The organism is uncultured Ruminococcus sp. (assembly GCF_947301925.1).
Classification (GTDB): domain Bacteria; phylum Bacillota; class Clostridia; order Oscillospirales; family Ruminococcaceae; genus Ruminococcus.
Genome location: NZ_CAMYUE010000012.1, coordinates 36,170 through 49,936, shown reverse-complemented (window position 1 = coordinate 49,936; position 13,767 = coordinate 36,170). Strand labels below are relative to the sequence as shown.

The window sequence follows — 13,767 nt, the reverse complement described above, 5'->3', positions numbered from 1 at the left end:
AATTCATTATGCGTTCTGCATTGTTTTAACGAAGTCATCAAACAAGTAAGCTGTATCCAGCGGACCGCCGTGTGCTTCGGGGTGGAACTGGACCGTTCTTGCGTTGACTGAGGTATAGTGTATGCCCTCGCAGGTCTTATCGTTGGCATTGATATGGGATACACGGCCTACCGACGGGTCGATGCTGTCACCTACCACCGCATAGCCGTGGTTCTGGCTGGTAACGTAGGTGAGGCCGCTTTCAAGGTCGATAACAGGCTGGTTTGCGCCTCTGTGACCGTACTTCAGCTTCTCGGTCTTTCCGCCGTTGGCAAGAGCCATGAGCTGGTGGCCGAGACATATGCCGAATATTGGTATGCCCAGCTTCTGTATCTCCTTTATATTGTCTATTATCTCAACATTTTCCGCAGGGTCTCCGGGGCCGTTGGAGAACATGATGCCGTCGGGAGCAAGCTCCTTTATCTCCGCAGCCGTGGTATAGGCAGGTACTACGATGACCTCGCAGCCCCTCTTTAAGAGCTCCTGTCTGATATTGCGCTTGTAGCCGAAATCGAACAGCGCCACGCGGAGCTTCTTCTCCTCGGGCTCATAGGTGAGAGTCTCGGTGTTGGTCACAGCCTTAACAGCGTCCTTTACGGTGAAAGCACGGACCTTTTCAAGGAGCTCCTCCTTCTTTGCGTAGACGTCCTCGGTGGTGATAACGCCGTTCATAACGCCAACCTCACGGATAGTACGGGTAAGGCGTCTGGTGTCGATGTTATTGATACCGACGATATTGTGGTCTTTGAGGAAGTCGTTGATATTGCCCTCGCTGCGGAAGTTTGAGGGGGCATTGCACCACTCCCTTACGATATAACCCGATACATAGGACTTTGCAGACTCGTTGTCCTCTGAGTTCACGCCGTAGTTTCCGATAAGGGGAAAGGTCTGGGTGACTATCTGTCCGTAGTAGCTGGGATCTGTGAGAGTTTCCTGATAGCCCGTAACTCCCGTGGTGAAAACGACTTCACCGATGACCGTGCCCTTTGCGCCGAAGCTCCTGCCCTCGAATACCTGCCCGTCGGCAAGCATGAGGTAAGCTTTTTCGCCCATGTTGAATAATGACATTGTAAATTCCTCCCTTTATTTTTTAGAGGTCGTATTATTGGTGTTGTGCGTTCTGTTCCACGCCATTGTGGGCAGAACGTTTCAATGTTTAGAATTATATTTCAGCAGCGGAACGCCGTGGGCGGCGTTCCATACGATATATCACATATACTTTTTTGTGCATCCCACGGGCGGATAATATCCGCCCCTACGCTGATCACTTCAGGTTGATGTACTGACAGATATCCTCTCTCATGCGTATCACCTCGCGGCGGGCAGCCTTTGCGAAGTCGCGCTCGTCGCAGCCCTCCTTCTTGTATGCGCACATTACTGCGCGTGAGGAGTTCACTATAGCACCGAGACCGTTCTCGTCGAAGCCGCCCTTCAGGCCCTCAGCTCCGCCGCCCTGTGCGCCGTAGCCGGGTACAAGGAACATAGTATGGGGAAGTCTCTTTCTCAGCTCTGTCAGCATCTCGGGGTATGTAGCGCCTACAACTGCGCCCACTGCGGAGTAGCCGAACTTTCCGCGTGTGTCCTCGCCCCACTTCTCGCACATATCGCCCATACACTCGTAAATGGTGCGGCCGTCAGCCAGCTTCATATCCTGTAGCTCTCCCGATGAGGGATTGGAGGTCTTTACAAGGACGTATATGCCCTTGTCACGACTGCGGCAGACCTTCAGCAGAGGCTCTATGCCGTCCGTGCCCAGATAGCCGTTTACTGTGAGAGCGTCGGCGCCGAAGGCTTCCAGCTCGTTCTCACCTACAGATGTAACGCCAAGATGAGCGTTGGAGTAGGCCTCCATTGTAGCGCCGATATCGTTGCGCTTGCCGTCTGTCATGACGAACATACCGTTGAGCTTAGCGTAGCGGATAGTCTTTTCGAGAGTCCTAATGCCGTAGTGGCCGTACATCTCATAGTATGCGGCCTGGGGCTTGATAGCGGGGACTATATCGTGTATCTCGTCGATGATAGCCTGATTGAAGTCGAAGATAGCCTTTGCGGCAGCCTTCAGCGTCCAGCCGTCGCTGTCAAGATAGCGGCGCTGTATGAACTCGGGAACGTATTCCAGCTTCGGGTCAAGTCCTACCACCGTGGGATTTTTCAGTTCAATGATCTTCTCGATAAGTCTGTCAAATGACATAAACTCTCCTCCTTATATATGATTATTCGTTTCTTCCGTCATATCGTATCTCGCCCTTTGATATGGTGACGAGAGGCTTTCCTGTCAGCTCCATGCCCTTGAATACCGTGTTGTGGGACTTTGAACGGAGCTTTTCCGGCTCTACTGTCCATTTTCTGTTTATATCGGCTATTACCAGATCGGCTGTGCTGCCCTCCTTTATCGCAGGCACTTCAAGTCCCAGTATCTTACGGGGATTTGCGCACATGAGCTCCACTACCCTGTGGAGGTCTATCTCTCCGGTGTGATAGAGGGCTGTAAGTGTGGCTGCCAGAGATGTCTCCAGTCCCACAACGCCGTTGGGAGCCTTTTCAAAGTCCGCCTTTTCCTCGGCTGCGTGGGGAGCGTGATCCGTGATGATACAATCTATGGTGCCGTCCTTGACAGCATCTATGATAGCCCTTACGTCCCCGGGAGTCCTCAGAGGTGGATTCATGCGGTAGTCCGCGTCGCGCTTCTCAAGGAGCTTATCCGTCAGCATGAAGTAGTGAGGAGCGGTCTCGCAGGTTACCTTAACTCCTCTTGACTTTGCAAAGCGTATCATTGCGGCGCTTCCCTCGGTGGAAACGTGGCATATGTGTATCCTTGCGCCCACCGATGAGGCAAGTATCATCTCGCGGGCGGTTATATAGTCCTCTGAGGCTCTGTCCATGCCCTTGACGCCCAGCTTTTCAGAGGTCTCCCCCTTGTTCATGATACCGCCGTTTATTATGCTGAGGTCCTCGCAGTGTGAAGCAACGAGAAGACCGTTCTCGTTTGAGAGCTCCAGCGCCTTTCTCATATTCTCCGCATTCTCAACGGGACGTCCGTCGTCTGATATACATATGCAGCCTGCGGCCTTCAGCGCCTCGTAGTCGCAGAGACCGTTTCCGCTCATTCCGCCTGTTATGCAGCCCACGGGATATACGTCGACTCCCGTACCCTCTGCCTTTTCGATGATGTAGCGGATAGTTTCGGGATTGTCGCAGGGGGGCTTGGTGTTGGGCATTGCAAGCACGCCCGTTACTCCGCCTGCAAGTGCGGCACCGCAGCCTGTGAGCACGTCCTCCTTGTGGGTGAAGCCCGGGTCGCGGAGATGAACGTGCATATCGAACAGGGACGGCATGAGCACCAGCCCTGTTCCGTCTATGACCTGCTGCGCCTCAGCGCTGACAGCGGAGCCCAGCTCCGCAATAACTCCGTCCTTAATGAGTACGTCTGTTGTGATATCCGTTACGGTATCCACCGCACGGATATTCCTTATCAGGATAGATGACATGATTACCTCGCTTTCATGTTGTGGATATTTTATCAGTATATTGCAACTCCGTCGCTGCCGTCTATCTCCATAGCCGACACCTTTACCACCTCGCTGTGAGAGGTGGGGAGATTTTTTCCCACATAGTCGGGACGTATGGGAAGTTCTCTGTGACCGCGGTCTATGAGCACAGCAAGCTGTACGGAACGGGGTCTTCCCCGCTTGATGACTGCGTCCATGGCGGCACGGGAGCTCCTGCCCGTAAAAATAACGTCGTCCACTATGACCACGTTCTTGTCGGTGATATCAAAGGGGATATCGGTCTTGTCGGTCTCCTCGGAGGAGCGGCTGTCATCACGGTAGGGCGTGATATCGAGAGCTCCGAAGGGAACTTCATTCTTTTCCAGCTCCGAAAGCTTTGCGGCTATCCTCCTGCCTATGGGTACTCCCCTTGAGAATATGCCCACTATGCAGAGATCCTCAGTGCCTTTGTTGCGCTCTATTATCTCGTAGGAGATACGGGCGATAGCTCTTGCCACAGCCTTTTCGTCCATTATAACGCGCTTCTGCTCCATACGCGGCACTCCTTTCAACAACAAAAAATGCTCCCCGCGCGGCAGGGAGCATACTTATACTTATAGCTATGGTTATAGTTATATCCAGTATTTACGAACGCGCCTTGCCGACCTCACGGGATCGAATTAAAGGGTAGTTTCCAAACAACATATTTATTATACCACATCGGCGGAGTCTTGTCCAGTGGTTTTTATTTATTATTATCAATTGACAAAATATAAATAAGCTGTTATAATATATGGTGATCCCAAGACTTTCTGAAAAGGATGACTTTTATGCAATTCTGGTATCTTTATTTTATCATCATTTTATGTATCCTGCTGCCTGCTGCAAGGGCAAGAAAGCTCCGTCAGGTCAGGAATGCACGCAGGAACCGCTTAAAACGAAACAAAGGAGAACGCATCATGAACGAGCTTATTAAAAAATATATCGGCAAGGAAGTCATAATATACACTTCTTCTGCATCAGGTGTCACAGGCACTGTAACAGCCATTGAGGACAACTGGGTAGAGATAGAGGACAAGAACGGTCAGAAGCAGATCGTCAATTCCGATTATGTCTCACGCATACAGGAATATCCCCGCAATAAAAAGGGAAAGAAAAAGATGGTAATAGCCTGAAACAGGGAGGCAGCTTATGAGAATACGTCACAAACCCTGGGCAAAGCCCGAGCTTGAGGCTTGTCCCTTTTACATACACGAACCCCAGAAGCAGATAGGTCACTGGAGAGAGCTCTTCGATCAGCCCGACAAGCCCCTGTATGTGGAGCTGGGCTGCGGCAAGGGCGGCTTCATATCCCAGGCGGCTCCCGCCCACCCCGAGGCAAACTTCATAGCCATGGACATCAAGAACGAGATGCTGGTGCTGGCAAAGCGCAAGCTGGAGGCGGCCTACAAGGAAAAGGGGGCTTCTCCCGACAATGTGCGCATAGCCATACAGAATATCGAGCGCCTTGACCTTGCATGGGACGAGAACGACCGCGCTGAACGCATATACATCAACTTCTGCAACCCGTGGCCGAAAAAGAAGCACAAGAAGCGCCGTCTCACCCACACCCGCCAGCTTGTGAACTACAAGAAGTTCCTCCGCGGCGAGCTGTGGTTCAAGACCGATGACGACGAGCTCTTTGAGGAGTCCTTTGAGTACTTCGAGGAGGCGGGCTTCAGGATAAAATACAAGACATGGGATCTCCACGCGGAGAGTCCATATGAGAACTTCGTAACCGAGCACGAGAAGATGTTCACTGATGAGGGCAAGAAGATAAAGTTCCTTATCGCAGAGCCTGTATGGGAGGAAGAATAATGGAATTTCAGAAGGATCTCGGAAAGATACATATTGAAGGCGGCTCCATGAAGACCGCTGGCAAAGGCGATCTCAGCGTTACAAGAGAGGTCCCCCAGGATATACGCACAAAGATCGATCCGAAAAAGGTGGCTGTCACCGCTGCAAAGGCAGCCGCACTGACGGGACTGGTGCTGCTCAGGCATAAGGCCAAAAGAAAGCGGAAATCTTAATCTGCATGGAACGCCGCCTTCGGTGTTCCCGTTATATCGGGCGCACAGTGTGCGCCCTTTAGTTTTTGCGGTGATTTCACGCGAACGCTGTTCGCCCCTACAGACATAAAAAGCGCAGCAGCAGATATAAATTTTGATTTACCGCTTTACAATCCTGAAAAAAGGTGCTATAATATCAGTTAGGTCGTGTTCAATGGCGAGCACGGTAATTTAAGGAGGAATTAATTATGGCTAAAGTAAGAATAGGCATCTCAGGCTACGGCAACCTCGGAAGAGGCGTTGAACTGGCTATACGCCAGAATGATGACATGGAACTGGCAGGCATCTTCACACGCCGCGACCCTTCCACAGTAAAGCCCCTTACAGAGGGTGTAAAGGTCTACAGCATTGCAGATGCTGAGAAAATGACAAATGATATCGACGTTATGATAATCTGCGGAGGAAGCGCTACTGACCTTCCCAAGCAGACTCCCGAAATGGCTAAGCTGTTCAACGTTATCGACAGCTTCGACACTCACGCAAGGATCCCCGAGCACTTTGCAAACGTTGACAAGGCTGCAAAGGACAGCGGTCACCTCGCTTTCATCTCCCTGGGCTGGGATCCCGGTCTCTTCTCACTGAACAGACTCTATGCAGAGTCCATCCTCCCCAACGGCAAGAGCTATACCTTCTGGGGCAAGGGCGTAAGCCAGGGTCACTCCGACGCTATCCGCAGAGTTGAGGGCGTAAAGAGAGGAATCCAGTACACTATCCCCGTAGAGGCTGCTATGGATGCTGTCCGCAGCGGAAGCCAGCCCGAGCTCTCCACACGCGAAAAGCACCTGAGAGAGTGCTGGGTAGTTCCCGAGGAGGGCGCTGATCTCGCAAAAATCGAGAACGATATCAAGACTATGAAGAATTACTTCGATCAGTACGATACAACAGTAAACTTCATCTCCGAGGAGGAGTTCGAAGCCAACCACAACAAGATGCCTCACGGCGGCTTCGTTATGAGAAGCGGTCTCACAGGCGACGGCGAAAAGACACACCAGATGATCGAATACTCACTGAAGCTGGAGTCCAACCCCGAGTTCACAGCAAGCGTGCTCATCTGCTTCGCAAGAGCTCTTGCAAGAATGAAGGCTGAGGGCGCAACAGGCTGCAAGACCGCTTTTGACGTTCCCCCTGCATACCTTTCAAGGCTCAGCGGCGAAGAGCTCAGAGCTTCCATGCTTTAATAGAAAATGTACCACAAAAGGGCTGCTTCGTGCAGCTCTTTTTTTGTTATGCAATATACATTCAGCACAAAACGAAGCTGCCCCTTATGTGTATTCTGTTAGTTTTGATCCCGTTTTGTTGACATAAGATGGTAAAAGTGGTAGAATAATAATATAAAATTATGACGTAATAAGGGGGATCTGTATGGCATTAGTAAACGCTATCTGTACAAGCTGCAGCAAGACCGTAGAAGTCGACAGCACTAAGGACGCATGGGTTTGTCCGCATTGCAGTACACCTTTCATAGTTGACAAGGCAATACGCAAATACCGCTCGGAACACAAGAACGTGGCAAAGAAAGTCAAGGCCGTAAAAAAGAACAGCGCCGACTTTGAAGTGAAGGACGGCGTCCTCATCGAATACAAGGGCAGCTCCGAGGAGGTAACTATTCCCGGTGATGTATATAAGATCGGCGATAACGTATTTGAGAACAATACAGAGCTGAAGAACGTCATCATCCATGACAAGGTCACGGATATAGGCGGCTATGCTTTCCGAGGCTGTACCTCACTTGAAGAGATAAAGTTCCCCGACAGCATAAAGAATATCGGCACATGGGCCTTCCGCGGCTGTACTGCTCTGAAGGAGCTGGTGCTCCCGCCTCAGCTCAGACACCTGTCCGACTGCCTCTTTGCAGACTGCTCCGCGCTGGAGTCGGTGGAGTTCCCCGACCTGCTTACTGAAATAGGCGCATTCGCCTTCTCGGGCTGCAAGAGCCTGAAGGCAATAGATATACCGAAATATGTGGCTCAGATAGGCAAATACGCCTTCTCGGGCTGTGAGAAGATAGAGCGTATCATCGTCCCCGACGGTGTGAGCCTCATCGAGGAGTGCGCTTTTGCCAACTGCGTCTCTCTTGCCGCAGTAGGTCTCCCCAAGACCATAAAGTCCCTGGGCGCCTCCTCCTTCCAGAACTGCACCGCTCTCAAGAGCATCGATATCCCCGGCGGAGTTCTCAGCGTTGACGGCTTCCGCGGCTGCACGGGGCTCAGGTCTCTGGAGATACCTGCGGGAGTTACGGCCGTGGGCGATTTCAGCGGCTGTACCAACCTTGAAAGGATAAGCCTGCCCGCTTCACTGAAAAAGGTCAGCGGCGGCTTCACGGACTGTCCCAAGCTCACCACTATCTCATGGGCAAATCTCTCGGATAACGCAGTGAACTTCCCCGCCTACTACGAGACCGTAGTTGCAAGCAGAAAGACCGCAGGCAAATGCGTATACTGCGGCGGCGACTTCAAGCTGCTGTCCAAGGTATGCAAGATCTGCGGCAAGAAAAAGGACTACTGATAATAATGCGGACGGTCGCTGCCGTCCGCTTTTTTCTGCATTTTTTGCAAAATGACAAGTTTTGTATTGACGGAATGAGCTTTTGGAGCTATAATATTAATATCTTGACTATAAGGAGATATTTATGAAGCTCACTAAAAACGCAGGGGCTGTGCTTCTTGCCGCCCTGCTGGCCGCCGCTTCATGGAGCTGCGGCAATAAAAATAAAACAGACAGCAGCAATGTCACAGCCGACACCACTGCCGCTTCCGGAGTGACCACCGAGGCGCAGACGACCTCCGCCGAGGATACCTCTGCTGCGGAGACCACCTCCGCTCCCGATGGTTCCACTGTGACCACATCGGCTGAGACCGTCACCTCCGATACGGCAGCTGCCACAACAACAGCGGCAGCCACAGAGGCTCCACAGACTCCCACAAAGGCTGTGAAGAAAGGCTTCGACAGCAGCTATGAGGCTGCAAAGGCCTATTACAATGCCTATCTGACAAATAATGCGGACGCGGTATATGATATGCTCTGCGATGAGGAGATAGAGGCCTATCACGCCTACTTGCGCTCCACAGACCTGCTGGAGGGCAAGAACCCCCAGGTGGTGTTCAAGCGCTCAAACGTGATAAACGCCATAAAGCAGTCCATACAGGCCATTCACGACATCATGAAGGAAAAATCCGACGTCCCGCCCGAGAAATGGACGGTATCCCTTACAGAGGAGCTGCTGAGGGAAACGGGCGAGAACGAGCTGAAGGACTTCAACAAGACCCTCAATACGGAATTCAGCGCCGCCGCCGACTGCGGCTACGTCTACTACAAGGACGGCAACGACGATCATTCCTTCATAGGCAACGGCTGCGCATTCGTGGAGCACGACGGAAAATGGTACCTCTCCTATACTACCATAATGAACGCCGAGCTCATCACATATCTGGATATATACTGATAAGCTGGGGCGGTGATCCGCCCCTTTCAGCTAAAAGGAGGTCTTTTTATGCACTATGATCTGATGAGAATGATGATCCTGCTCACGGGCTTCATTATCGCCCTTCAAGTCAATTCCCTGCTGAGACTGCTGATTGACGCAGTCATTGCTCCCCTTTTCTGCATGAGAGTCAGCACCTTCTCACTGTTCGGCCTTACATTTTTAAAAAATGACGGAAGGTGGAAAAGCTCCTTCACCAAGCTCTCGCCTATAATCCAGCATCAGGTGGTATTCAACATGAAAAAGCCCGCCGAGAAGCTCAACGAAAAGAACTCAAATGCCATGAGCATCATCTCGAAGCTGCTGCTCCTTGCAGTGGATATCGGCATCTGCACAGCCATACTCCTGTTCTTCAGGCACAGGGAGAACAACTACCTGAGAGCCCTTGCAAACGGCTTCGCAATGGGTATTGTATTCTTCGGACTGCAAACCCTTGCCATCACAATATACACCATGACAGTGCTCAGGAAGCGTCTCACAGGCTATATGTCCGGTAAGATGCAGAACCTGCGTAACGGTATGCCCCTCAGAGATCTTGACCTGAAGCCCGTGGACGAGCTGGGCTTCAAGAAGGTCACCAAGACCGAGAGGATATTCTATTACGGAGCCTATATGGCCTACCTGGCAGCCACCGACAATTACGGTGCAATGCACGCCCCCTCCCACGAGGTCATGAACTATATGGTGGAAAGGGAGTACATACATCAGGAGACCCTGACCTACTACTGGCTGCTGTTCTTCTTCTCGGAGGTTGAGCCGAACACACAGCTGGCAGACAGTATCTACAACAAGATAAAGGGCGTCATTACCACCGATACGGACGCCAACGCAAAGCGCCTCATGGCTTATTACGCCTTCAATATCTATCATGATGTGGCAGGCGCGGAGAGGTTCGTCACCGAGGGCTATGCCGCTCTGGGCAGGATGACGGGCATACTCTCCTCCGAGGGCGAGCTGGAAAAGAAGCTCCTTGACAGGATAAACGCCCGTATCACTCAGGAAAAGGCATACCCCAACACCCAGTTCCCCGATTCGGAGAACAGGATAATGTAAGCATATTCACGGAGGATATCCCCTATGGACGATAAATTACTCGCCGAGACCACTGCCGCCGTAAAGCAGGTCACAGACCGCTTCGGCACAGATATACTCAGGGATCACAAGAGATTCTGCTCGGCATTCTCTGACTTCGCCCCCCGCCTCAGCAAGGAGAACAAGGCCTTCTTTGTTGCCCTCAGCGAGAACGTGGGCGAGATATTCATAAAGGAAAACAGCGCCGTAATGAGCGGAAGCAGCAGCGCAGAGACCGTTATTCAGCGCGCTATGACCGATATCACCGAGTACCTCAACGACGCCAAGGCGGAGCTGGTGGTGCGCAGTATCGCAGGAGCGCTGGGCTGGCAGATGAGCGCCTCGCCGCAGCAGTCCTCACAGGGACACGGAGATACGGGCTATATGGCGTCGTCCTCCCTTATAGAGGATCTGTTCAGACGTGCGCAGAACGGTGACAACGACGCCTGCTTCAATCTGGGCGAGCGTTTCTTCTACGGCCGCGGAGTCAAGCAGGACTACGCCAAGGCCGTAAAATGGTACACCATATCCTCAGACCGCGGAGATTGCAGCTCCCAGAAAAAACTGGCGGACTGCTACTATCTGGGGCAGGGCGCCGAGAGGAACCTGGCAAAGGCGGCTTACCGCTACGAGCAGGCTGCCGAGCAGGGCGACTATGACTCCCAGAAGGCGCTGATACGCTGCTATCTCACAGGTGACAGCGGCTTCCCTCCCGACAGGGCAAGAGCTGCATACTATTCAAAACGCTACGGCGTATCCGTTGATGACGATACCCCCGAGGGCATACAGAAGCGCGCTCAGATGGGAGACCCCAACGCGCAGTTCAGGCTAGGCTGTATGTTCCTCAGCGGCGCAGGCATAGAATACGATCCCGCAAAGGCTGTATACTGGCTGAAGCAGGCTGCCGAGCAGGGGCATGCCGCGGCTCTCTTTGATCTGGGCTGCTGCTACTTCTCGGGAAACGGCGTTCAGCAGGACAAGATAACTGCGGTGATGATGTTCAGAAAGGCTGCGGAGGAAGGAGACCTTGACGCCCTCAACAACCTTGCAGGCTGCTGCCTGCGTGGAGACGGCATCGACAGGGATCCCCGCGCTGCGGCGGAATACTATAAGAAGGCCGCCGGGCAGGGCCACCCCAAGGCTCAGTACAACTACGGCGAGTGCTGCTTCAAGGGCACGGGAGTCCCGAAAGATCAGCAGGAGGCTCTCAAATGGTATCAGGAGGCCGCAAGGCAGGAGGATCCCGACGGACAGTACTCCTGCGGCTGGTGCTATGAGCACGGTATCGGCACCGAAAAGGATCCCTTCCGCGCAAAGGAAATGTACGAGCTTGCAGCTGCCCAGAGACATACGGCGGCGCAGAAGTCCCTTGGCTGCTGCTATGCCAATGGCACAGGAACATCAAAGAACTTCGCCACCGCGGCGGAGCTGTTCCAGAAGGCTGCGGCAGGCGGCGACAAGGAAGCGGCGGAGCTCCTTGCGGCCTGTTATAAATACGGCGGCGAGTATCTGGCGCCCAATCCTGCAAGAGCACACTACTACGCGGAACAGTACGGCCTGGACTACGACAGGATATGAAAAAGGCTTCCTCCTGAGAGGAAGCCTTTTTTCATCCTATTAACAGAGGGGTTCCCTCTGATTTAAAGCCGTTGTCATCAAGATAGCTGCTTACTTCCTTTGCTGTCATGGGAGCCTCTGCTTCGTCGTCGAACTTATAATCCGTCATCCTGAAGGAAGTTCTCACTGTACCGTTCCCCCAGCTATCATCTTTGACCTCATACGCAAGCCAGATACCTGTTTCCACATCGATATCGGCAGTAACCTCCACAGGATAATACTGTCCTTCATGAAGCTGCTCATAACTGAAGCTTACGCCGGCAATCCTTCTGCCGTTTTCTGTCCTTTCACCTGTTATCGTCCATTCGGACTCATTTCTGACAGCCTCGATACCGTTATACTGTATCCTGTTATTGTCCAGTCTGATGTAATCAAAGCCGCCGAAATCAAAGAACATTACCCTGTCAGGTTTATTCTTCCAGTCATCAAATTCACTGTCGGTGCTATTTACTTCATACGACTTTGCATTGCCGTCAGACCATCTTTCGTTATATATCTCCTCATCATATTCGTGTGCCTTTACGAAAATATTGTTGAGGAAGTAGCTGCGGTCGGAATTCCAGTAAACACCGTCAGCATCGTAGTAGCTCTGGTCGTATTCGCCTGTCATGGTAGTATTGTCTATCTTTATGCTGCCTTTGTAAGTACCATTTTCACCTGCACTGTAGTATGAAAGGCTCGTGGCAGTCCAGCTGCCCGAGAATCTGTCATAGTAATGTGTGGCGCCGAGGCTTCTCTCGCGAAGGAATTCCCCTGTGAGCTCGGCAGGAACGTCGTGAGCCTCTGCGGTCACGGGAGTCTGTACAGGCAAATATATCATAGCCTCGTCCAGCAGCCTGGGATCTATAGTAGCCTGCTCGTAGTCCACATCGCCGTGATAGTCGCTGAGAACGATTATATCGAATTCCGAATTCTGCGACTTGGCGTAGTCCCCCTCCACGACGAACATGAAGAAATCAGAGGGAGACACAGGTGCCTCTGCGTCCTTCTCGAATTTACAGTTTGTAAGATTGAGCTCAAAGACTACATCTCCGCTGCTTGTGATGAACTTCTGGGAAATGCGGATACCCGAGGAAACATCTATATCCGCAATGAAATCAACTTCGGCTTCATTACCGTCGTTGTCTGTAGCGTAGTGATGCTTGCCTTCGATGGTGGCTATCCTTCTGCCGTTCTCGGTCCTGTCCCCTGTTATCTCCCAGCTCTCCTTATCGCCGATCCTTTCCGACAGTGAGCCGCAATCTACCGGAGAAATTGGCAGATAAACACTGTCGTGCCGGGCATACGACATAGTGTACTCCTTGCCTGTGAGCTCACTGCCGCTGTCATCTGCCCAGTTTCCCTGAGCATGGACATCGTATCCGCCGCAGTAATACTCTACGGTACGAGTATTCTCGGAAAGCTTCACATCGGTATCGTTACCGTGATACACTTTCTCGGAGCTGCACCAGCCCTTATCCCCGTCCTTGTCCACACATACTGAACCGCTGACAGTAAAGGGGATGATCCCTTCAGAATTGTCGGTTATCTCATAATCACAGGAGAACCTGCGGTAGTGATCCTCATAATTGACGACCCTGTCGTAAAGGAAATCCTTTGTGAGCTCAGCGGGTATGGATTCATCAGTGGTGAGCTGTCCGTCTGTAGTATTTGTGATATTCAGGTCGTCATCGGTAGGATTGGGGCGCCTCATAAGGTAAACTCCGCCGCCCACAGCTCCTGCCAGAACGGCTATGGCTGCCGCTGCGGAGACCATCCTTGTAATGCTTATCCTGCGCCCGTACTTCTCAACGCCTGCTTCAACGTCGGTGTAATCGCTGTTCTGAGCGCCTGTTCTTTCCTGTATCCTTGCAAATATATCTTCCTTCCTTGCGGCCTCGTCCATGAGCTTCTCAACGGAAGCCTTGTCCGCACTGCGAAGGGTATCTATTATCTTCTTGCTGCTGTTCATATTTATCCTCCT

Annotated in this window: 13 protein-coding genes; 8 read left to right on the top strand and 5 right to left on the bottom strand. The window is 52.1% G+C overall.

Features of this window, described 5'->3' with window-relative positions; all coding sequences use genetic code 11:
- Nucleotides 1–6: 6 nt before the first annotated feature.
- From Q0Y65_RS12225 to pyrR, 4 genes are all read right to left on the bottom strand, one after another.
- Complete coding sequence (locus Q0Y65_RS12225) at nucleotides 7–1,107, bottom strand: carbamoyl phosphate synthase small subunit (RefSeq protein WP_297960173.1); 1,101 nt, start codon at nucleotides 1,105–1,107, stop codon at nucleotides 7–9.
- A 196-nt stretch (nucleotides 1,108–1,303) separates the two neighbouring features.
- Nucleotides 1,304–2,230, bottom strand: a complete 927-nt coding sequence (gene pyrF, locus Q0Y65_RS12220; protein ID WP_297960172.1) for an orotidine-5'-phosphate decarboxylase — start codon at nucleotides 2,228–2,230, stop codon at nucleotides 1,304–1,306.
- Between the two features lie 22 nt (nucleotides 2,231–2,252).
- Nucleotides 2,253–3,527: a dihydroorotase gene (locus Q0Y65_RS12215; RefSeq protein WP_297960171.1), complete on the bottom strand. Its 1,275-nt coding sequence runs from the start codon at nucleotides 3,525–3,527 to the stop codon at nucleotides 2,253–2,255.
- A 32-nt stretch (nucleotides 3,528–3,559) separates the two neighbouring features.
- Complete coding sequence (gene pyrR / locus Q0Y65_RS12210) at nucleotides 3,560–4,081, bottom strand: bifunctional pyr operon transcriptional regulator/uracil phosphoribosyltransferase PyrR (protein ID WP_297960170.1); 522 nt, start codon at nucleotides 4,079–4,081, stop codon at nucleotides 3,560–3,562.
- A 405-nt stretch (nucleotides 4,082–4,486) separates the two neighbouring features.
- Here pyrR and Q0Y65_RS12205 point away from each other — a divergent pair, with 405 nt between their 5' ends.
- The 8 genes from Q0Y65_RS12205 (at nucleotide 4,487) to Q0Y65_RS12170 (ending at nucleotide 11,765) form a co-directional block, all read left to right on the top strand.
- A complete protein-coding gene (locus Q0Y65_RS12205) occupies nucleotides 4,487–4,702 on the top strand; it encodes a DUF6897 domain-containing protein (RefSeq protein ID WP_297960168.1) in 216 nt (71 codons plus the stop codon).
- Nucleotides 4,703–4,718: 16 nt separating this feature from the next.
- Nucleotides 4,719–5,384: a tRNA (guanosine(46)-N7)-methyltransferase TrmB gene (gene trmB, locus Q0Y65_RS12200; RefSeq protein WP_297960167.1), complete on the top strand. Its 666-nt coding sequence runs from the start codon at nucleotides 4,719–4,721 to the stop codon at nucleotides 5,382–5,384.
- Entirely contained in the window at nucleotides 5,384–5,596 is a 213-nt protein-coding gene (locus Q0Y65_RS12195) for a hypothetical protein (RefSeq protein ID WP_297960166.1), read from the top strand. Before trmB ends, Q0Y65_RS12195 begins: the two co-directional genes overlap by 1 nt.
- A gap of 227 nt (nucleotides 5,597–5,823) precedes the next feature.
- Nucleotides 5,824–6,813, top strand: a complete 990-nt coding sequence (locus Q0Y65_RS12190) for a diaminopimelate dehydrogenase (RefSeq protein WP_297960164.1) — start codon at nucleotides 5,824–5,826, stop codon at nucleotides 6,811–6,813.
- 184 nt (nucleotides 6,814–6,997) lie between these two features.
- Nucleotides 6,998–8,140, top strand: coding sequence for a leucine-rich repeat domain-containing protein (locus Q0Y65_RS12185; RefSeq protein WP_297960162.1), 1,143 nt, complete (start codon nucleotides 6,998–7,000; stop codon nucleotides 8,138–8,140).
- A 124-nt stretch (nucleotides 8,141–8,264) separates the two neighbouring features.
- A complete protein-coding gene (locus Q0Y65_RS12180) occupies nucleotides 8,265–9,077 on the top strand; it encodes a hypothetical protein (RefSeq protein WP_297960160.1) in 813 nt (270 codons plus the stop codon).
- Nucleotides 9,078–9,125: 48 nt separating this feature from the next.
- Nucleotides 9,126–10,169: a hypothetical protein gene (locus Q0Y65_RS12175; RefSeq protein WP_297960158.1), complete on the top strand. Its 1,044-nt coding sequence runs from the start codon at nucleotides 9,126–9,128 to the stop codon at nucleotides 10,167–10,169.
- A 24-nt stretch (nucleotides 10,170–10,193) separates the two neighbouring features.
- A complete protein-coding gene (locus Q0Y65_RS12170; protein WP_297960156.1) occupies nucleotides 10,194–11,765 on the top strand; it encodes an SEL1-like repeat protein in 1,572 nt (523 codons plus the stop codon).
- Nucleotides 11,766–11,796: 31 nt separating this feature from the next.
- Here Q0Y65_RS12170 and Q0Y65_RS12165 read toward each other — a convergent pair whose 3' ends face one another.
- Entirely contained in the window at nucleotides 11,797–13,755 is a 1,959-nt protein-coding gene (locus tag Q0Y65_RS12165) for a hypothetical protein (RefSeq protein ID WP_297960154.1), read from the bottom strand.
- Nucleotides 13,756–13,767: the final 12 nt, after the last annotated feature.

Coding starts and splice junctions, on each gene's coding strand:
- Q0Y65_RS12225 (WP_297960173.1), bottom strand. CDS start 1,107: ATGTCATTATTCAACATGGGCGAAAAAGCTTACCTCATGCTTGCCGAC.
- Q0Y65_RS12215 (WP_297960171.1), bottom strand. CDS start 3,527: ATGTCATCTATCCTGATAAGGAATATCCGTGCGGTGGATACCGTAACG.
- Q0Y65_RS12165 (WP_297960154.1), bottom strand. CDS start 13,755: ATGAACAGCAGCAAGAAGATAATAGATACCCTTCGCAGTGCGGACAAG.
- Q0Y65_RS12195 (WP_297960166.1), top strand. CDS start 5,384: ATGGAATTTCAGAAGGATCTCGGAAAGATACATATTGAAGGCGGCTCC.
- Q0Y65_RS12175 (WP_297960158.1), top strand. CDS start 9,126: ATGCACTATGATCTGATGAGAATGATGATCCTGCTCACGGGCTTCATT.
- Q0Y65_RS12205 (WP_297960168.1), top strand. CDS start 4,487: ATGAACGAGCTTATTAAAAAATATATCGGCAAGGAAGTCATAATATAC.
- Q0Y65_RS12180 (WP_297960160.1), top strand. CDS start 8,265: ATGAAGCTCACTAAAAACGCAGGGGCTGTGCTTCTTGCCGCCCTGCTG.
- pyrR (WP_297960170.1), bottom strand. CDS start 4,081: ATGGAGCAGAAGCGCGTTATAATGGACGAAAAGGCTGTGGCAAGAGCT.
- Q0Y65_RS12170 (WP_297960156.1), top strand. CDS start 10,194: ATGGACGATAAATTACTCGCCGAGACCACTGCCGCCGTAAAGCAGGTC.
- pyrF (WP_297960172.1), bottom strand. CDS start 2,230: ATGTCATTTGACAGACTTATCGAGAAGATCATTGAACTGAAAAATCCC.
- Q0Y65_RS12190 (WP_297960164.1), top strand. CDS start 5,824: ATGGCTAAAGTAAGAATAGGCATCTCAGGCTACGGCAACCTCGGAAGA.
- Q0Y65_RS12185 (WP_297960162.1), top strand. CDS start 6,998: ATGGCATTAGTAAACGCTATCTGTACAAGCTGCAGCAAGACCGTAGAA.
- trmB (WP_297960167.1), top strand. CDS start 4,719: ATGAGAATACGTCACAAACCCTGGGCAAAGCCCGAGCTTGAGGCTTGT.